This is a genomic window from Shewanella sp. Isolate11 (assembly GCF_022398315.1).
Lineage (GTDB): Bacteria > Pseudomonadota > Gammaproteobacteria > Enterobacterales > Shewanellaceae > Shewanella.
In genome coordinates this window covers 50,771-73,947 of sequence record NZ_JAKEVF010000008.1, presented here as the reverse complement: position 1 = coordinate 73,947, position 23,177 = coordinate 50,771, and the positions used below count along the sequence as shown (strand labels likewise).

At 44.5% G+C, this 23,177-nt stretch carries 22 protein-coding genes; 6 read left to right on the top strand and 16 right to left on the bottom strand.

What is annotated here, in order from left to right; genetic code table 11:
• Positions 1-170 precede the first annotated feature (170 nt).
• The gene (locus L1D21_RS15605; RefSeq protein WP_239846188.1) at positions 171-614 is read left to right on the top strand and encodes a cupin domain-containing protein; all 444 of its coding nucleotides are present in this window, start codon (positions 171-173) and stop codon (positions 612-614) included.
• A gap of 79 nt (positions 615-693) precedes the next feature.
• Here the strand turns inward: L1D21_RS15605 and L1D21_RS15600 are convergent, their stop codons facing one another.
• The 3 genes from L1D21_RS15600 to L1D21_RS15590 are packed head-to-tail and all read right to left on the bottom strand — an operon-like array spanning position 694 to position 2,846.
• Positions 694-1,890, bottom strand: coding sequence for an MFS transporter (locus L1D21_RS15600; protein ID WP_239846187.1), 1,197 nt, complete (start codon positions 1,888-1,890; stop codon positions 694-696).
• Positions 1,891-1,950: 60 nt separating this feature from the next.
• On the bottom strand, positions 1,951-2,304 hold the full coding sequence (locus L1D21_RS15595) for a cyclophilin-like fold protein (RefSeq protein ID WP_239846186.1): 354 nt from the start codon (positions 2,302-2,304) through the stop codon (positions 1,951-1,953).
• Positions 2,305-2,357: 53 nt separating this feature from the next.
• A complete protein-coding gene (locus L1D21_RS15590) occupies positions 2,358-2,846 on the bottom strand; it encodes a cupin domain-containing protein (protein ID WP_239846185.1) in 489 nt (162 codons plus the stop codon).
• A 252-nt stretch (positions 2,847-3,098) separates the two neighbouring features.
• Between L1D21_RS15590 and L1D21_RS15585 the strand changes: the two genes are divergently transcribed.
• The gene (locus L1D21_RS15585; protein WP_239846184.1) at positions 3,099-3,941 is read left to right on the top strand and encodes an AraC family transcriptional regulator; all 843 of its coding nucleotides are present in this window, start codon (positions 3,099-3,101) and stop codon (positions 3,939-3,941) included.
• A gap of 122 nt (positions 3,942-4,063) precedes the next feature.
• Here the strand turns inward: L1D21_RS15585 and L1D21_RS15580 are convergent, their stop codons facing one another.
• Both L1D21_RS15580 and L1D21_RS15575 read right to left on the bottom strand, forming a co-directional pair.
• Complete coding sequence (locus L1D21_RS15580; protein WP_239846183.1) at positions 4,064-4,807, bottom strand: SDR family oxidoreductase; 744 nt, start codon at positions 4,805-4,807, stop codon at positions 4,064-4,066.
• 63 nt (positions 4,808-4,870) lie between these two features.
• Positions 4,871-5,317, bottom strand: coding sequence for a MarR family transcriptional regulator (locus L1D21_RS15575; RefSeq protein ID WP_239846182.1), 447 nt, complete (start codon positions 5,315-5,317; stop codon positions 4,871-4,873).
• A gap of 299 nt (positions 5,318-5,616) precedes the next feature.
• Between L1D21_RS15575 and L1D21_RS15570 the strand changes: the two genes are divergently transcribed.
• Complete coding sequence (locus L1D21_RS15570; protein ID WP_239846181.1) at positions 5,617-6,771, top strand: NAD(P)-dependent alcohol dehydrogenase; 1,155 nt, start codon at positions 5,617-5,619, stop codon at positions 6,769-6,771.
• Between the two features lie 123 nt (positions 6,772-6,894).
• Here the strand turns inward: L1D21_RS15570 and L1D21_RS15565 are convergent, their stop codons facing one another.
• Both L1D21_RS15565 and nadE read right to left on the bottom strand, forming a co-directional pair.
• Entirely contained in the window at positions 6,895-8,223 is a 1,329-nt protein-coding gene (locus L1D21_RS15565; RefSeq protein WP_239846180.1) for an MATE family efflux transporter, read from the bottom strand.
• A gap of 438 nt (positions 8,224-8,661) precedes the next feature.
• Positions 8,662-9,495 (bottom strand): ammonia-dependent NAD(+) synthetase, encoded by an 834-nt coding sequence (gene nadE / locus L1D21_RS15560; protein WP_345773530.1) that lies wholly within the window; start codon positions 9,493-9,495, stop codon positions 8,662-8,664.
• Between the two features lie 225 nt (positions 9,496-9,720).
• Here nadE and L1D21_RS15555 point away from each other — a divergent pair, with 225 nt between their 5' ends.
• Complete coding sequence (locus tag L1D21_RS15555) at positions 9,721-10,374, top strand: LysE family translocator (RefSeq protein WP_239846179.1); 654 nt, start codon at positions 9,721-9,723, stop codon at positions 10,372-10,374.
• Positions 10,375-10,379: 5 nt separating this feature from the next.
• Here the strand turns inward: L1D21_RS15555 and L1D21_RS15550 are convergent, their stop codons facing one another.
• Positions 10,380-11,297 (bottom strand): M14 family metallocarboxypeptidase, encoded by a 918-nt coding sequence (locus L1D21_RS15550; RefSeq protein WP_239846178.1) that lies wholly within the window; start codon positions 11,295-11,297, stop codon positions 10,380-10,382.
• A 124-nt stretch (positions 11,298-11,421) separates the two neighbouring features.
• Here L1D21_RS15550 and L1D21_RS15545 point away from each other — a divergent pair, with 124 nt between their 5' ends.
• Complete coding sequence (locus L1D21_RS15545) at positions 11,422-12,075, top strand: RluA family pseudouridine synthase (RefSeq protein WP_239846177.1); 654 nt, start codon at positions 11,422-11,424, stop codon at positions 12,073-12,075.
• Between the two features lie 66 nt (positions 12,076-12,141).
• On the opposite strand, the gene L1D21_RS15540 is transcribed toward L1D21_RS15545, so the two are convergent.
• From L1D21_RS15540 to L1D21_RS15505, 8 genes are all read right to left on the bottom strand, one after another.
• Complete coding sequence (locus L1D21_RS15540; protein ID WP_239846176.1) at positions 12,142-12,546, bottom strand: hypothetical protein; 405 nt, start codon at positions 12,544-12,546, stop codon at positions 12,142-12,144.
• Between the two features lie 258 nt (positions 12,547-12,804).
• Positions 12,805-14,034 (bottom strand): serine/threonine transporter SstT, encoded by a 1,230-nt coding sequence (gene sstT, locus L1D21_RS15535; protein ID WP_239846175.1) that lies wholly within the window; start codon positions 14,032-14,034, stop codon positions 12,805-12,807.
• A gap of 274 nt (positions 14,035-14,308) precedes the next feature.
• Positions 14,309-15,199 (bottom strand): chemotaxis protein CheV, encoded by an 891-nt coding sequence (locus L1D21_RS15530; protein ID WP_239846174.1) that lies wholly within the window; start codon positions 15,197-15,199, stop codon positions 14,309-14,311.
• A gap of 117 nt (positions 15,200-15,316) precedes the next feature.
• Positions 15,317-16,867: a phospholipase D family protein gene (locus L1D21_RS15525; RefSeq protein ID WP_239846173.1), complete on the bottom strand. Its 1,551-nt coding sequence runs from the start codon at positions 16,865-16,867 to the stop codon at positions 15,317-15,319.
• A 52-nt stretch (positions 16,868-16,919) separates the two neighbouring features.
• On the bottom strand, positions 16,920-17,390 hold the full coding sequence (locus L1D21_RS15520; RefSeq protein ID WP_239846172.1) for a dual specificity protein phosphatase family protein: 471 nt from the start codon (positions 17,388-17,390) through the stop codon (positions 16,920-16,922).
• 44 nt (positions 17,391-17,434) lie between these two features.
• Positions 17,435-18,745, bottom strand: coding sequence for a DEAD/DEAH box helicase (locus L1D21_RS15515; protein WP_239846171.1), 1,311 nt, complete (start codon positions 18,743-18,745; stop codon positions 17,435-17,437).
• Between the two features lie 76 nt (positions 18,746-18,821).
• Positions 18,822-19,388 (bottom strand): methylated-DNA--[protein]-cysteine S-methyltransferase, encoded by a 567-nt coding sequence (locus L1D21_RS15510; protein ID WP_239846170.1) that lies wholly within the window; start codon positions 19,386-19,388, stop codon positions 18,822-18,824.
• Positions 19,385-20,929, bottom strand: coding sequence for an AlkA N-terminal domain-containing protein (locus tag L1D21_RS15505; protein WP_239846169.1), 1,545 nt, complete (start codon positions 20,927-20,929; stop codon positions 19,385-19,387). The genes L1D21_RS15510 and L1D21_RS15505 overlap by 4 nt, the downstream gene beginning before the upstream one ends.
• A gap of 209 nt (positions 20,930-21,138) precedes the next feature.
• On the opposite strand from L1D21_RS15505, the gene L1D21_RS15500 reads away from it, so the two are divergent.
• Entirely contained in the window at positions 21,139-22,968 is a 1,830-nt protein-coding gene (locus L1D21_RS15500; RefSeq protein WP_239846168.1) for an ABC transporter ATP-binding protein, read from the top strand.
• Positions 22,969-23,177: the final 209 nt, after the last annotated feature.

Sequence of the window (23,177 nt, the reverse complement as noted above, 5' to 3'; positions counted from 1 at the left end):
ATTTTGACTGTTATATCTAACATTCAATTCAGGCTACACATTTGGATTCATCATCCATACTAAATCATCAATGAATTACTAACCCACCAGGGTTTCTATTCTTTCACCCTAAAAAATCAGCACTCTGAGCCTTCAGAGCGAGCAAGTATTTTTGTAACGAGGAGCAAGATATGAGTAACAATGAATCTCCAACCGAAAGTATGCAAGTGATCCGCGCTGAGGAGATGAAAGCCATCAAAGGCCCGAGTGATTGGTTCACCGGCGATGTCTATATTAGTACGCTATTTAATGCACCCGCACCTGCACGTGTAGGCATGGCTGTGGTTAATTTTGAAGCAGGGGCGCGCACACATTGGCACAGTCATCCTCTCGGACAAATATTACTGGTTACCCAAGGAAAAGGCTGGACCCAGTGTGAGGGAGGAGTAAAAACGGAAATCCGTCCAGGCGATCTGATTTGGTGTAATTGCGGCCGCAAACATTGGCATGGTGCTACCGAGGGCTCAACCATGCAACATGTTGCGATACAAGAGGCGTTAGACGGCAAGGCCGTAGACTGGTTTGAAGCGGTTTCTGATCATGATTACCTCGCATCTGAAGTAAAAACAGATTAAATCATCCCGATGAAATCGACATCATAAAAAAGGCGAACTTAGGTTCGCCTTTTTACGTTCAATGAAAGACCTTAAATGCTCAATAATTCACAGATGCATTAGGAGTGAGACGTATTTTAGATGAAGCGCCAATCGCAATACTTGCGGTGATAATCCCCAGAACCACATAGCCCACACAGATTTCAAAGACGCTAAAACTAGTGGCGGCAACACTGGCAACCATTCCAGGGAATACCGCCCCCGAATACGAAACCACGAACACTGTCGATAACAGCCCTGCACGATACTCGATATCGGTGTCTTGCAGTAAGACTTTTAAACAAGCCGTCGTTGCAATGCCCTGAGCCACACCCACCAGTAAACTGGCGGTAAAAAATAGCAGCAACCAGCCCTGTTCGAGCGCCAATAAAATCAAAGTAGCTGCAACGATATACAGCCCCATGCCTAACCTTACCGCGATAGCTGAACTCATATTACTGGTTATGTAGCCGCCCAAAGGCGTCAATATCATTACCGATGAGAAAGCCAATGCCGACACAATGGCGCTACGCGTGCCAAGTTGCTCAGCAACAATTGAGGGACCAAAAGCTTGGTAAAAAGCGCCCAATGACCAAGTGGCAATAACGCAGCAAGCCATGATCAAAAATGCCCATAAACGCTCCCTGGGCAGATAAAGAGAGGGTTTCAAAGCTGAAAAGCCTCTGGGTTTTCGCTTAATGGTTTCTGGGGAGAGGATCACTAACAGCAGACAAACGAGTAAAACGCTAAACAACATAATGAAAATCAACACTCTTGGCCAAGGCCCCCAACTCACCAATGCACCGCTGGTGATCGCCCCACTCGAGATACCTATCATGGGTGACGTACTTGTCACCGCAGCTACTAGCCATCCAGGTTTGCCCTCAGAGAGATCGACAACATAAGCACCGATACTGCTGGTCGCAATACCGCAAGCCAGCCCTTGCAAGACTCGGGCAACGAATAACACAGGCGTGCTATGCATCTGAGTCAGTAAAAGGCTGGAAGCAATAACACAAAGCAGAGCTAAGATCGCCATTGGCTTACGGCCAATAAAGTTGGACAAACGACCAAACATTAATAGCGCGATCGCTGCTGCAATAAAGTACCCCAGCGAAACAAAACCTAAATCACTATTGGATAAGCCATTCTCAAGTCTATAGGTATTAAACAGCGAGATAGGCGCACCAGAAGTTGCAAAGACCAGCATGAAAGCCAATGATGCAATAAAAAAGGAATGATGAAACGATAATCTCATAACAGCCTATCTCAATATAGGGTGTAAATAACCAGAGCAAACAACAAGGGGTATCACAGACTAAGGCTCAACAGGCGTTATCAATACCTCAACATCCCCTGCGGTCGACAACAAAGAGATATCACCACTCAAACGTCCTAAGGTGATCAAGCCAGCAGCATACCCAAAATCTCGGTAAAAAATGGCTAAATTACCCCAAAGCGCATAATAAGTAATATCACCTATTTTGCCAGCAGTACCTGCCGGTGCATCGGCCTTCGTTAATTTACGCTCTAGATAGGCTATCTTTTCCGTGCTGGCGTAATCCTTCAACGACAAACGCAATGGCAACATAGTGTAAAAGTCTTTTGCTGTGGGATTATTGGCTAGCGTTGCCATCAGCTGCTTGCCATTAATTGTCAAACTTACCTTCATCATCACTCCCCTAGCCTGAGCCTTTTCAACTAAAACACGTTTATCTGACAGCATCACTTTTTTTCGTACTGCGCCTTAGTCACCGGCTCAAGCCACTTAACCACATTCCCCGCTTTGGCTTCCTGTATGGCAATATGCGTCATGGCTGTTGTGGAGGTCGCACCATGCCAGTGGCGCACATTAGCAGGAATTTTGACCACGTCGCCGGGATGAATTTCAAGCCTTGCTTCACCTTCTTGTTTCACCCAGCCCATGCCAGATGTGACAATTAAGGTCTGACCCACGGGATGGGTATGCCAATTGGTGCGACTCCCCGGCTCAAACGTCACCGTCGCGCCAGCTGCGCGCTCTTCCCCTTTTGCAGCGAACAATGGCTCAACACGCACGTCACCTTTAAAATAGGGTTCAAGCCCCGTCATAGGAAGCTGAGAGCCGTTTTTAGCCACAGTAATTTGTACTGGCTGAGGCTCTTGTGCATGTACATAACCCGCCACAAGCATCGGCAAAGTAACGCAGGCAAGTCTAAAGGATGTTAGTGACATGGCTATACTCCAATAAGGTAAAGGATTAACAATGGATTCTGTCATCCAACTTTAGGCCGATATCGCGATAACCAATAGTTCATTACTGGGAGATGATTGCCCAATCGTCCAAATCTGCCGCCATTTTGTATCAAACTGAGATGAATGAGTTACAATTTTGCATACGCTAATTCCGATAAACCATGACCTAAAACTATGTTGAATGATGACTTTATTGCGTCCATCTCTAATGAACTCGCGAACAGTGTAGCAATGCACACCGAAGGCGTTGAATGGACAGAGACCGCTGTTGATGGTTTAGAGTTTTATCGGCAATCATCACCGACTTCACAATCCGTGTGCATTGTTGAGCCGAGTATCGCGCTAGTAGTACAAGGGGCGAAATCGATGACCCTCGGTGAGCAAACCTTTAAATATGATCCGACACGCTTCTTAATAACTTCTCTGGATTTGCCCGCAAAAATGCAAGTACTTGAGGCCAGTGAAGAACAACCCTATCTGGGCATAGTACTCAAGCTCGATCTGGCCGTCATGAGCGATCTTATGTTGCAGGCTCCCTTAAACAACCCCAAAGAAGTCATTTCCGATCAGGGGATGATCTTAGGCAATACCACACCGAACTTTCTGATGGCGCTCCATCGACTGGTGACATTAATCGATGAGCCTGAATCCACAACTGTACTTGCACCTTTGATCAAAAAAGAAATTTACTGGCGAGTGCTTATCAGTGAACAAGGTGCTCGTCTAAGACAAATTGTCTCTGCGGGCAGCCATGGCTTACGTATTGCGCGATCCATTGAATGGCTCAAAAGCAACTATGATAAGCACTTAAGTGTTGATGAACTGGCAGAGATGGCACGTATGAGTAAATCGACCTTTCATCATCACTTCCGCCAATTAACCTCAATGAGCCCACTTCAGTATCAAAAACGGCTTAGATTAATGGAAGCCAGAAGATTAATGATCGCAGAAAGTCAGGATGCATCAACGGCGGCTTATCAAGTCGGTTATGAAAGCCCATCACAGTTTTCAAGAGAATACTCGAGGTTATTTGGGGATTCGCCTAAAAGAGATGTGCTCAATCATTGGCAATAACCCCTTTTACCTATTGCAGATTCCCCCCGTTAACAAGAATAAAAAGGCACCTTTTAGCCACTGTCACAACTAAAAGGTGCAATTGCAAAATATTCAGCAAAGATCTTCAGACCTAGCACAGGCTATTGAATATAAGCGCCGCCACACACAGGTTGATAGGTACCAGTAATATGACCACTGGCCTCACTGACTAAATAACGAACCGTGTTGGCAACATCATCAGGAGTCGCAATTTTTTGCGTAGGCGTATGCATTCTGATCATCTCTTTAAATTCTTCAGGTGCATCTTTGGTCGCATCGGTTTCCACTAACCCTGGAGCCACAATATTTGAAGTAATGCCGTAAGGCCCCAGCTCTTGAGCCAAGTACTTACTGAAACTATCTAATGCACCTTTAGCACTTCCATGGGCAATAAAACTCGGTGCAGGTACTTCAGATAAGGTGCTAGAAATAAACACTAATCGACCATACTGCTTCTGCTTCATACTTTCAGCTGCAACTTTGGCAGTTTGATAAGCCGCATGCATTTCGTCATTGAGTTTTTGCGAAAACTCGTCCCATGTTTGCTCCATGAAGGGCTTAGGGGTGAAATTCATATTGGCATTTGACACTAAAACATCGACGCCACCATGCTCATTAGCAATGCTATCAAACATCGCTTGAATCTGAGTCTTATCTCTCACATCGGCCTGAATTGTATAGGCTTCTCCACCAGCCGCTTGGATCTCCTGCGCCAGCTCCGCCGCCACTGAGGCACTATTGACGTAATTAATAAAAACACGCAAACCATCTGCCGCTAATGCTTTTGCGGTCGCGGCGCCAATTCCTCTCGCCCCACCTGTGATTAATGCATTACGTTTAGACATGCAACGACTCCTAATTTTGTTGGGTTTCATACGGCTAGCCCCAAGGCTATAGCCGAGCTAATGTTATTGGTTAAGCTTTCTTAAATTGGTGATCACATCAGCCAGATGCTGCCGACTTCGCTCAAGCTCCGAAGAACTTTGATTGTGCTGAGCATCAACTAGCACTGAATTAGCGATCTCGGCACAGGTTTCGACAACCGATAAAGATTGCTCCGTTAACGCAACCAACTTACTTCGGCTATCGGTATCTAACCGCATCCGTTGTATCCATCCACGCTTTTCAAGGCTCGCAATGGAACGGCTGACACTGGATTTTTCCAAGTACAACAACTCACAGATCTGGTTCTGCGTAAGCTCTCCTTGATTTTGCAGCAATAAAATAACCCCCCACTGCTCAGCGGTGATCTCTATACCTGCCTGTTTAAAGCGAGTCGTTAATAAGCGATTAAATAAACGACTGGCCAGCCCGGTAAGGTGTCCCAAAGAGTGATGATGATTATATTGCGGCATAGTTCGCCTTGTTATGTGAACAGCATTTAGTTGTATACACAACTATAATGCTCAGTGTCAATGTAAGTTTTGAATTAATGGTGCCATATACTCAGCCAACTCTGCGTATATTGCTCTTAACTAACGGCTCAATTTGTAATATTAGGCAATAAAATTAGAGGAACATGCTACTGGTTTATTAATGAGATCATAGAAAATGAAAATCGCTAATCGATGCTTATACTTTTGCGATGCCATAACTATCCCTGGCTGACAGAGGAAACAGCTTCTTTTAATCAATTTAACTAAGGATTTTTGACATGTGTGAAGATACAGATCAAACAAGAAGAAAAGTGGTAAAGTTCGCTGGTGCTGCAGGCGTAGGCGCTATGTTAACCGGTCCCATCAATGTGTTTGCCAGTGATGCTTCAGGCAACATTCAATCCCGAGGTTATGCAGCCTTTGATGAATCCGGAAAATTGAAACCTTGGAAATTTGAACGTCGTCCTGTGGGTGATAATGACGTTCTCATTGATATCAAATTCGCCAGTATCTGCCACTCGGATATCCACCAAGAAATGGGCCACTGGGGTAAACAAAAGTATCCGCAGGTCCCTGGCCATGAAATCGTGGGTGTTGTGGCTGCAGTAGGTAAAAACGTTACCAAGTTTAAAGTTGGTGATCGAGCCGGTGTTGGCTGTATGGTTGGTAATCACAACTATAAGCACGACACTGATGAGGAACAATATAATCCAGATACCATCTTTACTTATGGCTATCCGGATGATCGCTCTCCAACGGGGATTTCGCAAGGAGGCTACTCTAATAACATTGTTTTAGAAGAAGATTTTGTCATGCATGTTCCCGAAAACATCAGCTTTGAAGAAGCTGCGCCATTGATGTGCGCCGGTATCACAACCTATTCTCCTCTGATGCGTGCGAATCTGAAACCAGGCACAAAAGTCGCTATTGCTGGCATTGGTGGACTGGGTCATATGGCCATTAAAATTGCCGCATCAAAAGGTGCTGAAGTTTACGCTTTCACTACCTCAGCTTCAAAAGTGAAAGATATTTTGGCCTTTGGTGCTAAAGAAGCCATCGTTGTCGATGATCTCAGTAAACTGGCGGCTTACCATGGTCAAATGGACTACATGCTGTGTACCATTCCATATGACTTTAATGTTGCAGCCTATGCCGCAGTGGTAAAACCCTATGGCACCTTTACCCAAGTCGGTATGCCAATTAAGTCAGAAGTGACACTCAATGCGTTATTTTTAGCCTTCTCCAGAGTCAACTTTAATGCCTCTCTCATTGGCGGTATCAGAGAAACTCAAGAGATGGTCGATTACTGCGCCGAGAACAAAGTATTACCTAAGATCCAGAAAATTACGGCGGTGCAAATTAATGATGCTTGGGAAAGCGTGGTAAACAAAGAAGCAAGATATCGTTATGTCATTGATGCATCGACATTTTGATAATTAATCCAATATATAAAGGGCGATAATTATCGCCCTTTATTGTGTTTTATATTAGGTTCAACGCTTAACGACATATCCGCTAAACCGTGATAATTTATCCATTTGCTCGGCTAATAAACATCATGCTCTGACAGCCAACCCCGTCATAGTTTTAAGATAAGTGAAATAGGCAAAAGCGCCCGCTAACAGATTACCGATAAATGCACCGATAAAAATCCCCTCAATGCCGCCAAACTGGGCACCAAACCAAATGCAGGGTAAAAATAATCCGAATAAACGTACAAGCGAGATCAGTAAGGCCATATAAGACTTACCCAAGGCATTAGATACCGATACTAAAATCATGCAACAGCCCAATGCTCCTAGGCTAAAAGGAACCAACAGCAAATAATATCGTAAAATTTGGCTTACCTGCTGCTCAGAACTCATTAACTGCGCCAAGTAATCTGCCCCTATCCAAGAAACGCCCCCAATAAACAATTGCCAACTCAGCACAAAAAGTAATGCAATACGTACCAACTTTGTTATTCGCTCTAACTGCCCTGCGCCTAATGCATGACTGATCATAGGAGGCAACGACATAGTGAGTGCCAGCACAACCACAATGGCAAAAAACTCCACGCGCGAGCCCAGTCCCCAAGCCGCAACGGCTGCGGCGCCGAATGAGGCCAGTAATTTGGTTGCTAAAATGGCTGATAAAGACGGCATAAGCTGACTCATAACCGCTGGAAAGAAAATATGGGAAATCTGTTTTATGGCGCTATTTATTTGTAAAGCATAGTGCTGGAAACTCAGCCAACGAAAACCTCTTAATCGATAGGCCAAGATAACAATACCGCAAACAAACGAAAGGCATGTGGCAATAGCCGCGCCATTGATCCCCCAACCCAAAACAAAAATAAACAGCGGATCGAGTGCAATATTCAGCACACTGGTCACCACCATCATAATGCCGGGTAACATGGTATTGCCATTGGCACGGCACACGCTATAAAGAAAGTATTGTAAGGCGCCCAGCCAAGCACTCAGCCCCCACCATGCCCAATAACTGCTGACCAAAGGATACACATCTTGCGTCGCCCCTAAGGCCGAAAGTAGCGGGAATCTAAAAAGATACAATAATAGGCACACCAGCCCGATCACGATGACGCCCAAAGAGATTGTCAGACCAGCCATCTGTTTGGCTTCCTCAGTCTGATTGCCCCCAAGCAGTTTAGCGATTAACACGGTTGCAGCGATACCAAAACCCACTTGTACCCCAATCAACACCATCTGCAGCGGCATCGTAAAGCCCTGCAATGCAAGAGGAATCACGCCTAGCTGACCGATAAAAGCACTATCAACTAATTGGAAACTCATGATAGCCAATACGCCAAATACCATAGGCCACGTGGCTTTAAAGAGGGTTACGGAAAGATTCTGTTGTGACAAAGGAAGGTCCGATTCCATTAAAATAATGCCCGTTGATTAGACAACAGGCAGAAAATAAAGTGAGTAAGGTTAAACGTTAACGCAAGCAACATCAAACTTGGTTTATCAAGACTTACTACAGCTCGAATAGGGTTTTGGCAATATTCCTCGCTTAGCAACATACATGTCAAAATTATGTGCTACCGATAAAAATGGATACTCTCTATCTTACTGGCCGGATTTTAAATGCTTCTCATTAAAGCACTTCGGGCTAACAATATCGACATCAGCTAATGTGCAATCCAAGCGATTAGCCTGATGAGTAGAGAGTCTGCAGAAAATGGCATGAGCCACATAAGTATGAATATTAAGTGGCTATCTGCCCCAATACAAAAAAGGCAGTGAAGATAATATTCACTGCCTTTTTCATTGCTATCAACCTACAAATAAGCGGCTATTTTTGTTACTTATCTTTTATCAATCATAGATAGTCGGTATAGCCTGGCGCTTGTGTTGCGTTGCCTTATAGATAGCAATCAAACGTGACTCAACCGCGGCATCAACGTCTTTACCTTCAAGGAAGTCATCAATCTGATCATAAGTCAGTCCAAGGGCAACTTCATCTTCCAACTGTGGTTGATCACATTCAAGATCTGCCGTTGGCGCTTTATCAACCAAGATACTTGGCGCGCCCAAGGCTGCCGCTAGTTGGCGTACTTGACGTTTACTCAAACCAAACAAAGGTGCCAAGTCACAAGCACCATCGCCCCACTTGGTATAGAACCCAGTAATGTTCTCTGCGCTATGGTCAGTTCCCACTACGAGACCACCAGTGAACCCAGCTATCTCATACTGGGCAATCATACGCATTCTGGCTTTAACGTTGCCTTTCACAAAATCGACACTGCTATGGGGATGAGAAATTACGCCTGCGGTCTCTAATCCAACTAAGGTCTGATGATGGATACCTTCCACCCCGTCACCGATATTGACAGTCACCAGCTTACTAGGCTGAATGAATTGGCAGGCTAACTGCGCCTCATCCTCATCTTTTTGAACCTTAAAAGGCAGTCTTACCGCAATAAACTGATAACTTCCCTCAAACTCGCCTTCGCTATTGAGCTCATCCACCGCCAATTGACATAGGCGGCCAGCCAGAGAAGAGTCAACGCCACCACTGATCCCCAGTACCAAACTCGTTGCATTAGCCTCTCTGAGTTTTGATTTTATAAAGGCAATACGTCTTTGCACCTCGAAATCAACCTCTATTTCGGGCTGCACTTTCATTTCACGTATGATCTGTCCTTTCACTAGTCCGACTCCAATCTTATTATTTTATCTGTCAGCAGAAATTAACCTGTCCATTATGAGCTAATTAAAAATAGAATTCACGATCCAATCGTCAACAATTAAGATTATTTATTTGCAATCAAAGCGATTATTTATAGTGCGGTATAAAAAACGCTAGGCTACTGTAATACGCTTGATTATGCTTACACAATAGCAAAGCAAATTCACTGTTAGGTTAATGATTTAATGGAACTTCAATATCAACTTCTGCTGTCCCTCGCAGTGATACATACTGTGGCACTTGCCAGTCCTGGACCTGATTTCGCCTTAGTGGTTAAGTTATCGACTCAGGAGCAACGTAGCACGGCATTAGCATGTGCTTTAGGACTCGCAATGGCCATTACCCTGCATACACTGTTTAGTTTGACCGGGGTTAGTCTTATCATCAAAAGCTCACCAAATCTGTATCTTTTGGTACAACTAATAGGTGCTAGCTATCTTGCTTGGATGGGATTTGGTGCCATCAAGGCCGGATTAAGCCAATGGAAGATGCGTCAACAACTGCGAGAGTCTGCGCCTGCAAAAAACATCAACCGCCTACAAGGCTTTATTCAAGGTTTTTCAACTAATCTGTTAAATCCAAAGGCCTTAGTGTTTTTTATAACACTGTTTTCAACCTTGATCTCACCTGAAATCAACCTTGAAACCAAAGCCGCTATCACCTTGTTAATGTTCAGCTTATCGTTAATCTGGTTTAGCTTTATCGCACTGGTATTATCAAAACCCGCAGTTCAACTTAAAATGCAGCGAGCAACGCCAGCAATCAACTTGATCACTGGCTTGCTGTTTATCAGTGTGACGATTTTCATTGTCACTAAGCTGATTAGCGAATTCATTTAGCTTTATTACTGAGCCAGAATGTAATCTAGCGCAGAAGTCACCACAGCGACTTGCGCCAAGATACAGTTTTCATTGTCCACTAATGGACTATCTGGATACACTTCGGTAGTGGTATTAAAAGTCGCATCACTAAAACCAGTACATAGACCCAATTTTTTGGTGGGATAGTTAATCACGCCAAATTGAGAAATAGGTGCGCCGATTAGACAACCTTGATCATCAGCAGGCGCAATATGAGTCACTTTAGACACGGCATTGATAATCGCAGTTTGCAATTCATCACATGGGTTCTCGCTATCACCCACCAAATAAAATCCATCGGGAATGTTCCAGTTGGTTTGGATCACATTGTCTCTTGCGGCTAAAGCTGGACGAAACTCGCTGTTATCGGTATCCGTGGTTTCGTGTAGATCGATATGAGCAATCAGCTTCACCTTCAATTCGGCCACCAACGCCATCAACGCCGCCGACTCTCCTGCAGGGCTATCGGCATAAAATGAGCGATTAGGGTCGATAGCAAATGGATTCCAACGATTGATGGTTTCATATCCCCAAGGACTGACACAAGGAGCGACCACCAGATTAACTTGCTCACTGTATTGTTCGGCAGCCGTCAAAATAAAACGCAGCGCGCCCTGTACCCCACTGGTTTCATAACCATGAACGCCACCAGTTACTAATACGGTAGGTTTGTTTTCATCCCACTGGCGACTCTTCACCGCATACAAGGGGTAAACCCCCTCTTGGTAATCTAGCTGGCCATACTGCACTAACGTAAATGTGTCACTCAGCCCCTCAAGTTTGGCAACAACTTCCTGTTGATAAGAACGCTTCTTTACTTGGGCTTGACGCCAAGTTGCTTTTTCTTGTTCACCCCATTTTTGGCCAGGTGTGCCAATGGGATATGCTTGCGTTGTAGTCATGAATATTCCTCATCTCAAAGATACAGGCAAAACTATCAAATAAGCGGCCAAATGACTAGCAAGGCCACCGTATTCATAGGCAGCTATGGAATTCTTTGATAGGATCGCCTGCGAAGGAGAATTCATGAAAATTTTTACTTATCAGCCACCCACAATCCCTTGGCTCGACATACGTTATCAAGACCGCGATATTATTGTGATCAACAAGCCTGCAGGCCTGTTATCCAATCCTGGTCGGGCAGAAAATACCTTCGACTGTGCAATAAACCGCTTACTGCAACGCTATCCAGAGGCGATATTAGTTCATCGCCTCGACTGCGCGACTTCAGGGATCATGGTATTTGCGCTAAATAAGAAAGCCGAATCCAACATCAAAACTCAGTTTCAAAATCGAATGACTGAAAAATATTATGTCGCCTTAGTTCAAGGCGTCATGAGTCAAGATAATGGAAAAATTGAGCTAGCCATGAAGGCCGATAAAACCCAACCACCGCTACAGATGATTGCCGAAGATGGCAAGAGTGCCACCACTTATTTCGAAGTGTTAGAGCGCCGTGAAAATGCAACCTTAGTAAAATTAAAACCCATCACAGGACGTACCCACCAATTGCGCTTACACATGAAAGCCTTTGGTCATACGATATTGGGGGATGATTTTTATGGTGATGAAAACAATATTGCGGCGTCACCACGCCTGTGTTTACACGCAGAACACTTACAAATAACTCACCCTTACCGTCAGCAAGAGATGAACTTTTATAGTAAGCACCCATTTTAGCCTAATACCAATCAGTACAAGGAAGCAAACCCCTTAGACTAAAGCGCCAACGCGAGCAGATTAATGTTAGGCCGCCCGGGTCGCGGTATAGAAACACTCATCGCTGTTGCAAAACTGCAGTAAGTTGTCAGAAGTCAGTAAAAAATATTCACCAAATATATTACCGCTGACATCTTCCAGCTTAAGCCCGTTATCGACAGACGTAGCCTGCATTTCACCTAAAGCGTGACAACCATCCTTATACCAAGTTTCGATATAAACTTTATCGGCTTGGCGATAGATGGTGATCTTGTCTCCCTGAGAGTGACGCTCATCAATCCACTGACCGAGCACTTCCCTTTTGCTAAGATCATTCTCTTTCCAGTTCAGTCGTTTACGCTTTTCGACAACCGACATTTCAATCTGTTGCAGTAACGATTGTGAACCATCAATCTTAGTTTCGTCTAACATGCCTCGAAGTTGTGGTTTCATAAATATCCAACCCTTACTCGTACCTATGTTGTGACTTTGTTAATAACATAGACGCTAACTCAATAAATTAAAAATATTTTTTTAAAGTTTATAGTGGGAATTGTATCTCAGGCAAAAAATAAAAACGCGATCTAACTCACTTTTAATGCAGATTTCTACTGCCAGTGATCACAGATGAAATATTGTATGTGAAGCTGACATAAAAAAATCCGATGAACGGAGTTCATCGGATTTCTGTTTAAAGCCAATGGCTTGGGATTAACTGTCAGCTTGTTCAGCCCTTTCAGCAGCTTCGCAAGCCGATGCGGTAAACAGCACATCGGTAGAGCTGTTAAGCGCAGTTTCGGCTGAATCCTGTATAACACCGATAATAAAGCCTACGGCCACCACCTGCATCGCAACATCATTACTGATACCAAACAGGCTACAAGCTAATGGGATCAACAGTAATGAACCACCAGCAACTCCCGATGCACCACAGGCAGACACCGCTGCCACGACGCTCAAGAGAATCGCAGTCAACACATCTACCTGAATCCCTAAGGTATGCACTGCCGCTAAGGTCAATACGGTGATAGTAATAGCGGCACCGCCCATATTGATGGTCGCCCCTAACGGAATCGATACCGAATAAGTATCTTCATGAAGCTCAAGCTTTTCACATAAAGCCATGTTCACGGGAATGTTGGCAGCACTCGAACGAGTGAAAAATGCCGTCACACCACTTTCGCGCAAACAGGTCAGCACCAATGGATATGGATTACGTTTGATCTTAAACCAGACAATAATAGGGTTCACCACTAGGGCAATGATCAACATAGAACCCAGTAATACCGCAAGCAACTGAGCATAACCAGCAATAGCACTAAATCCGGTAGCGGCAAAAGTATTGGCAACCAAACCAAAAATACCGATAGGCGCTAAACGGATCACGAAACGTACCATTTGCGAAACACCATGACTCACATCACCAAAGACGGTTTTTGTGGTGTCACTCGCATGATGTAATACGATGCCTAAGCCCACGCCCCAAGCCAAAATGCCAATATAGTTGCCAGTCATCAGTGCATTAACAGGGTTATCGACAATCTTGAACAGTAAGGTGTTGATCACCTCTGCAATGCCTTCTGGCGGCGTGGTAGTCGCAGTATTAGAAACCAACACTAAGTTAGTCGGAAACAGGAAGCTCATGCTCACAGCAGTAATTGCCGCAGCAAACGTTCCCAGTAAATATAACACCACGATAGGACGCATATTGGTCTTAGCATTTTTCTTTTGATTCGCAATCGATGCCGCAACCAAGATAAAAACTAAGATAGGCGCAATGGCTTTCAGCGCACCAACAAAAAGTTCACCTAAAAAGGCGACACTTTCTGCTGCCGATGTAGAGAAGCTCGCCAGTAGTATCCCAGCAATAATCCCCACTAGAATTTGTAGAACCAAACTGCCATCGGCAAGTTTGGCGAATAAAGAACGATTTTGATTCATTGATTGGCCTATCATTTTAATAGTTTACGTTTGACTATTTTTATCGAAGTGATCACTTCTCTTATCATATTTTATTTGGTGAATTAAGCTGACTCAGCCCTAAATTACTGCTGCGTTAACCCAAGGGCTAACGCAGCGTCTGTTTACCTTACCCTATGCGTCAGCTTTCCACACCCTGTGTTTTATAGAATGTGATGCATATTGTCTAGGGCCGAGGCAATTTAGCTGCAATTTTCATTATCGATAACACCCTGCTAACAAGTCACTCTTCTTCTCAACCTTGATGCTGCTTTGCACCTCTTAACATGGCTTCGATTAACTCTTGGGCATCAAACTTAGTTAAGGCCTCATTGGCCCCCACTTGATGCGCCTGACTCACACTGATCTCACTGGACAGTGAGGTATGCAAAATAATATAAGCATTCGCTAGCACAGGATTATTTTTAACCTCAAAAGCCAATTCATACCCATCGAGTCCTGGCATTTCGATATCGCTGACTAACAGGTCAATTGCATGTCCCTCTTTAGCGGCGTTCTCCATCATCGACAGCGCTTCGCGGCCATCATTGGTGACAAAATAGGGAATATTAATGCTATCAAGCGCATCGGAGAGCTGTTTTCTGGCCACCATAGAGTCGTCAACAAGCAAGATATTAAGCGGTTTTAATTTTTCACGCTGCACATCAGTAAGGCTGACATGAGTATGCTCTGCATCGACAGGAAAGATCTTAGACAGCAATAACTCAACATCGAGTAGCTGCACTAATTTATCGTCAATCCGTGTCACCCCCGTTAAAAACGCATTCTTGCCGAGATTATTAGGCGGCGATTCAATATCACGCCAGTTACATTCGATAATGTTATCGATGGCCGGTACTAAAAAGCCAATTACCATTCGCTGACAATCGGTGATAATAATATAAGATTTAGCGCGATCATCTTGGCTAACGGGCTTATATCCCACCGCAGCCGCCATATCGATCACAGGAATGGTATGCCCACGCACTGTGGCTGCGCCAATGATATTAGGATGAGACTGAGGAATTGCACTCAGAGGGGTAAAAGGCACTAATTCCCTTATTTTCAATGTGCCTAATGCAAACAGTTGAGTCGCTGATAAGCGAAACAGCAATAAACCTTGAGACTGAGATGCCTTACTTTTCATAATAATACCGACATTTTTTGCTGTTTAATTTCGTATTACCCTAACATACCAATCTAGGGTTTCCGAGGTTAAACCATTAAATTCACAGTTGAAATTGAGCTGATAATCACGTCAGATTTACAGCTGCGACTCTATTGGCAATAAGCCGATAAAGTCCGCCATAAATTTGCGCCAAAAACCCGCTTGAGGCTCAGCGTAATAACGGTGATTGAGTTTATCGTCAATCCAAACTAACTCGCCATTTTCGACAATCACACGATAACTAAAATCTTGCAGCTCCAGTTGAATACCAGACAAAATACTGGTCGCAAAGGCATTATTTTCAAACAACAATCCCATTTCGGTATTCAATTGTGCAGAGCGAGGATCAAAATTAAACGACCCCACAAACACCGCATCATTATCGAGAATAAAGGTTTTAGCATGAAGACTGGTTCTTGAACTGCCTTGCCACGATATCGCCTTCTTCCCTTTATCGGCTTTAAACTCATAAATATGAATACCGTTTTCAATTAATTGCTGCCGATAACGCTGATAACCTGCGTGCACCGCCAATACATCGGTTGCGGCAAGACTGTTGGTGATCACGCTAACTTCAATACCTCGTTTAACGGCATCGGATAACAACACAACACCTGCCCGTGTCGGAACAAAATAGGGCGAAATAATCACCAACTGTTGGTTAGCTTGGAATAAATAGCGCTTTATATCGGCTAGCAGCCATTGCTGGTCTTGCTTATCTACTGCTTTTTCAGGCGGATCAAACACCACCTCGGCTTGGCCCCAATACCAATTAAGGTGTGGTCTTTTTAACTGACTCACAAAGTCGCTAAATTTCAGTCGCTGTAGATATTCATCCCCCGCAAACGCCTGCTTACGTTTAGCCATTCGCTCATATGTTTGTTGATCTAGCGTTAACTTAGACTCTTGGACAACCTGTTGTTGAGCAACTAAGTCACTAACCTGTTGCACCACAGACGCATTCCAGTACAGATCGAACTGCTCTGAAACCTTGTCGACTGCATTACCTATGGTTAATAGATCTAAATCGCCAAATTCAACTTCGCTGTTTTTAGAAAAATACTCATTACCAATATTACGTCCACCAACGATGCTGATCAGGTTATCCACCGTAAGGGATTTGTTGTGCATTCGATGATTTAAACGCGAAAAGTCTAGCAGTAAACCAAAATTACCAAAGCCACGAAGCGATGAAGGATTAAATAGACGGATCTCAATATTGGAATGACTCGCCAACTGCGCCAATACTTGATCACTGGTATCAAGGGTTAAATCGTCGAGCAAGACTCGCACTCTTACGCCGCGATCTGCCGCATCGATGAGTGACCACAATAGCAGTCTGCCAGTCTCATCATCATGATAAATATAATATTGTAGATCGATTGACTGCTGAGCCGCCTGCACCGCCTTAATACGTGCTGCGAAAGCATCGACACCTGACAATAATGGCAATACCCCAGTTTGATTGGGGTGAGCGGCCAAATCGGCACGTAAGAAATGGTAAAGTGGAGAATCAGCTGGAGCGGCAATCTTATAACTTGGAGAGAGGGTAGAAGTTAATGGCGTTTCAGAGACAGTTGTCGAACACCCACCGATGAGCGACAACTCAACAATTAGCACTATCGAAAAGAAAATCCGTTTAAACATCAGTAGATAATCAGCCGTATGGTTTGCCTATCACGAGCATAGGCTAACGGCTTCAGTCTTGTAAAGCGTAAAGCACATCGAAGGTAAATTGATCCCAGCCATCGGCGCTAAAGGCAATATCACGGATCGCACGCACCTGGCTAACCGCATGTAATGGCGCCGCGCCGTTACTCATTAGATAATAAGCCATTAATAACCCCGTTCTATCCTTGCCTGAACGGCAGTGGATCAACACAGGAATATCTTCGGCTTCGCACTGGCGAATAAAATCAAGCGCTTTGGGTAACTGTTCAACGCAGACAGCCAAATCGGTCTCAACTGGTGGCACATTGTTAGAAAATGGAATACAGGCATAACGCATTCCATGTTGTGCAAAGACTTCCGGCTCGCACATGTCGCCGCCATTAACCGACAATACCGCGCCAATCCCGCCTTGTTTTAACTCTGCAATATCCCAGTTTTCTTTATTCGGACCACAACGCCCTGCGACTTGTCCTTCGACTAACCAGAAAAGGTGCTTCATCTATTTACCTCGGTAAAATGATTAATGACGAAAAACGTATTCAATTATGACTTTTTCGCCCATAACGCTTCATTGATCTTAGGTAATTTTTTGCGCTTTTTCTTACCTGTGCCTTCAGGCTTAGCGACTGGCTTTTGTTGCCTTGAAGGACAATCTTCAGGTGCTTCATCGTCGGCTTCAAAGCCCACATATTGCAACCTGTCTAATCGAATCTTGTTTTTCTTCTCGATGATCTTAAAGTGATGATAGTCTTCATGACTAATTAACGAAATCGCCTCACCCGCTTCACCGGCACGACCACTTCGACCTATTCGATGCATATAATCGGCAGGACTTCTTGGCAATTCATAGTTAATCACCACGGGTAATTTGTCGATATCGATCCCGCGCGCAGCAATATCAGTGGCCACCAGTACTGTCACTTCACCGCGTTTAAAAGCTTCGAGTAAGCGAGTTCGCGTACCTTGAGCCTTATCGCTATGAAACACCTCTGCGGTTATCCCTTGCTTAGCCAACTTCTGTGCTACACGATTACAACTGTTCTTCGCGCTGGCAAACACCAACACCTGTTGCCATTGATGAGTATTAATTAGCTCAGCCAGCAACGCGGTTTTACGATCACGATTCACCGTATAAACCTTTTGCGTCAAGGTCTGCTGCTCTTCGTTTTGTAACTGGATCTCAAGTGGGTTGTTAAGTAAACCTTGAGTTAACGCTCGCACTTCTTCAGGAAAGGTGGCTGAAAATAACAAGGTTTGTTTCTGCTTTGGCAGTAAAGACAAGATTTGATTTAGCTCTTCGGTAAAACCGAGATTGAGCATACGATCGGCTTCATCTAACACTAACGCCTGTAACTTATCCAGTTTCAGCGCATTACTGGATAATAAATCGAGTAAACGTCCCGGTGTTGCCACCAACACATCAACACCACCGCGCAGCGCCAACATTTGGGTATTAATCGACACGCCACCATACACCGCCTGCACTTTTGCTCTGGGTTTAAGACCAGCGCCATAATTGACAAAACTGTCGGCAACCTGCTGCGCAAGCTCACGCGTAGGCACTAAAACCAGCGCACTGACAAAATTGCCACCACTAGCACGTTGACCCACCAGCTTTTGCAACAAAGGCAACGCAAATGCTGCGGTTTTCCCCGACCCCGTGTTTGCACCAGCAAGCAAGTCACGTCCGGCTAATATCACAGGAATGGCCTGCTGCTGTACCGCCGTAGGCTGGTGATAATTTAATTCCGTAAGGCGAGTTTGCAACGCCTCACTTAACTGAAGCTGACTAAAGGTCGATGTGCTTGCCACACCATTTGTGGTTGGGGTTTCTGAGAGCGTTTCTCTGATCATAACTACAGGAGGCCAAATTTGATATAGCCCAATATTGTACTGTAAAAGCCCTCAGAAAGCTTATTTTTTACATTAGTTAACTCGCCGCAGATTCTAAGGTTAACAATAGCTGTTTTAGCTCGAGTCCATAGGCGTAACCAGTCAAGGTGCCACTTTTACCTATAATTCGATGACAAGGAATAATAATCGCAATGTCATTGGCACCATTAGCACTGCCTACCGCCCTCACCGCTTTAGGATTGTTAATCGCAGTAGCGATATCACTATAACTACAGGCATGGCCAAAAGGTTGTTTTATTAAGGCTTGCCAAACCTGATGCTGAAACGGGGTTCCAACTGGCGCTAAAGCCAAGTTAAATTGCTTAAGCTGTCCTGAAAAATACTCAGTTAACTGTTGTTGCGCTTGAGCTAAATGTTGCTCGGCTTGAACCATATCCGTTTGCGTCCCTTCGGCAAGTTGAATCTCTCGTTCTGGCCAATTATCCCCTTGTTTGGGCTTAAAGGTTAAATGCGTTAACCCATAGCGATTGGCTGCAATCAGAATCTTTACCGTATCTGTGGTCAACAACGCAGATGCAACAGGCATATAGCCATCATCCATTTTCGTCATGGCATGATACGAAAGAAATTGAGAGTCACTCATTGTTTGCTCCAAAGTTGAAAGGTTAAATAGCTGCCCCAGGGAGAAACTTGGTGCGCTAGCTGCTGACTGTAGATTAAATATTGTTTCAGTTGTATGCGTTTAAGCGCTTTGGCATCGAATACTTCAGTATCAAGCGATGCTGCTTCTGTTTTAATTTGAGTTGAACCTGCTTCTTTGACTTGCTCCACAAAGGGTAAATTGTCTAAAAGCTGGTTTTTTACCACCAAATCCCCGGCTAGCAAGATATCAGGCAAACTGAGTCCGCGCATACGCACGTAATCTATCGTCCAAGAACCTATCCCCTTAATCGATAACCATTGCTCTACAGGTGCCTGCGGATTATCTACAACAAACTGGGCTAAATCTCGCAGGGCCTGTTTACGCGCACCAGGCATTTTTAGGCAGTCGAGTGTGGCAGTCGCAATAGACTCTGGATTTGGAAAGAAATATACCCTGCGTCCGTCTATGATCTGCTGCTGACCATAATGCTCAACCAATTGTGCGAGTAATTTCACCGCTTGTGTCACGCTCACTTGTTGGCCTAAGACGGCGCGACATCCAGCTTCAAAGGTCGACCAGATCCCAGGAATACGAATACCTGAATCCAAATTCGGCAAGTCACAGTCAATCTCAGTTAACCGCGCCTGAATAGCACTCATATCGGCATCCAGATCTAACATTCTACGAATTTGGGCGACGATGGCGTTTAAATGGGCAAGATCTGCCTTGTCGTTAAGCACAATGTTAACTTTAAAGCAGGCCGACTGCGGCTGATGAGTCGCAATAAAATAGCCTTTAGCCTGATGTAATTGAAAACTTCGGCCATAACAATCATCTGAAATCCACTCCATGCCTTCAACTGCACGCAAACGATAAAACTCGCGCATATGTTGCCAGTTAAATGGAGGTCGATAATGTAAAGTCAGCGCTAAACTGTTGGTTTCTGCATCGCACTCTTTAGCGCCACTGTTACGGATCGCGCTCGGCGTCATCTGCAATTGCTGTTGAAACACCTCATTGAAACGCCGCACGCTATTAAAACCTGATGCAAACGCCACATGGGTGATAGGAATCTGTGTTTGATGTAGCAACTGTTTAGCGAATAACAGTTGTTGATACAATGCATATTGCTTCGGTGAAGCCCCGATATATTGCCGGAATAACGCCCGTAAATAGCGGCTTGTCATCCCCAACCTTTGAGCCAAATCTTCCAGCGAAATCGCATTGGGTCCTGATAACACGCCAGAATTAATTAAGGCCAATGCACGATTAACACTCGTCTGAGTCCCGATCCAAGGGTTCGATTGCGGTGCACTATCGGGACGGCAACGCAGACAAGGACGTAATCCTTGGTTAGCCGCCGCTAATGCGCTATCAAAATAGCCCACGTTTTCTTCTTTGGCAGGCACTGCCGGACAAATAGGCCGACAGTAGATCCCCGTCGAAAACACACCTACATAAAACAAACCATCAAAACGACGATCTCGCGATAGTCGCGCAAGACGAAAATGTTCTGCAGTGTCGATTTGATCCTGTGTCATCTGAGTTCAGCATCCACTCATTACTCTCTTAAGGTAGTGCTACCTTAATCTATGCCGAGGACGGATACTAGCGGAAAACGGAACTCAACATAGCAAGATATTCAGCGTCAATTTGTCTTTGAAAGCAAACTTAAACTTTAGGCATCACTGATAAGGTAAGATATGATGATGGTTTTTAATCACGCCTGAAACCTTTTGCTAAGGACGTTATGTTTAAGCTATTCGAATCTTGGGTGGACGCCCTTCCCGATGATGAACCAGTACAACCACCCGAAGGGATATTCGCTTTTTGTCGCCATTACACCAAAGGCTTCGAAATCCCCTTAGCGCTGATGTCAGTGTTGACAGCTGCATTGGCCATATTAGAAGTGTCTTTGTTCGCCTTTATGGGCGATCTAGTCGATATGCTTGCCAGCCATACACCAGAAACCTTATTTACCCAGCAAGGTGACAAATTACTTATTATGGCGTTACTGGTATTAGTGGTGATCCCCCTATTAGTGTTGTTGCACGCCTTAGTGGTTTATCAGGGATTATTAGGCAATTACCCCATGTCGATACGTTGGCTCGCCCATCGTTATCTACTAAAACAGAGCGTGTCGTTTTATCAAAATGATTTTGCAGGGCGAATTGCGACAAAAGTCATGCAAACCTCGCTTGCAGTTCGTGAAACCGTGACCAAATTGCTCGATGTCATGGTGTATATCTTGGTGTATTTTTTATCCATGCTGGTGATCATCGCCGATGCCGATTTAAGATTGATGCTTCCCATGGTCGTCTGGCTTATTTTATATGTCGGTTTGCAGATCTATTTTCTGCCTAAACTTAAGAAAGTCTCCACCGAACAAGCTGATGCACGTTCAAGCATGACGGGATGCATCGTCGACAGCTACACCAATATCGCCACGGTAAAGCTGTTTTCTCATACTCAGAAAGAAGCCGAATACGCGAAAGAGAGCATGGGCGGTTTTCTCGATACCGTATATCGCCAAATGCGCTTGGTGACAGGCATCAATGTCAGCGTTCAGGTGATCAATTACCTGTTAGCTTTTGCTATCGCAGCCGCCTCAATTTGGCTGTGGAGCGATAACGCCATCACCATAGGAGCCATTGCTGTGGCGGTAAGCTTATCGCTCAGACTCAATGGCATGTCTCAGTGGATCATGTGGGAGATCAGTGCGTTATTTGAAAATATCGGCACTGTTGCCGACGGAATGAATACCTTATCAAAACCCACTTCGATTGCAGATAAATGCGATGCAACTCAGCTTCAGGTTGATCAGGGGAAAATCGATTTTAATGACATCAGCTTCCATTATGGTGAGCAGAGTGGTGTCATTGACTCGCTACAACTGAATATCAAAGCAGGCGAAAAAGTCGGCCTTGTCGGGCGTTCAGGTGCTGGTAAATCGACCTTAGTAAACTTGTTAATGCGTTTTCACGATGTAGAACAAGGACACATTGCTATTGATGGGCAAGACATCAAAGATGTCACTCAAGACTCATTACGCTCTAATATCGGCATGGTGACTCAAGACACGTCGTTACTGCATCGCTCAATCAGAGATAACATTCGCTATGGCAAGCCAGAAGCAACTGAACAAGAGCTCGATGATGCTATCAGGCAGGCACAGGCTTACCAGTTTATCAATGAGTTAAGCGACCCTGAAGGTAATCATGGTTTAGATGCTCAGGTTGGTGAACGCGGCGTCAAACTCTCTGGTGGACAAAGACAACGTATTGCAATTGCTCGGGTGCTACTTAAAAATGCACCTATCTTGTTGCTCGATGAAGCCACGTCGGCACTAGACTCAGAGATTGAAGCGGCAATTCAGGAAAGTTTATACCAATTGATGGCAGGCAAAACCGTGATTGCCATCGCTCACCGTTTATCGACCATCGCGGCAATGGACAGACTCATCGTATTGGATCAAGGTAAGATTGTTGAACAAGGAACTCATCAACAACTAATTACTCAAGGCGGAATTTATGCCCAGCTTTGGGCACACCAAACTGGTGGATTCTTAGGGGTTGATTAACCTTTAAACGAGGCGAAGTTAGTTTATCTCGATAAGCTTCGCCTCTTGTTATCCATTTTTGCAGCAGACTATATACAAATTATTCATAGCCTTGTGGTCAGTTTTACTTATCCGCAACAATAAGCCAATTGTTAACCTAGCATTGTAATTTACATGAATTAAATGCTTATCGTCTATTAGGCGACAGTACAAAGATAACTGTTAATTTG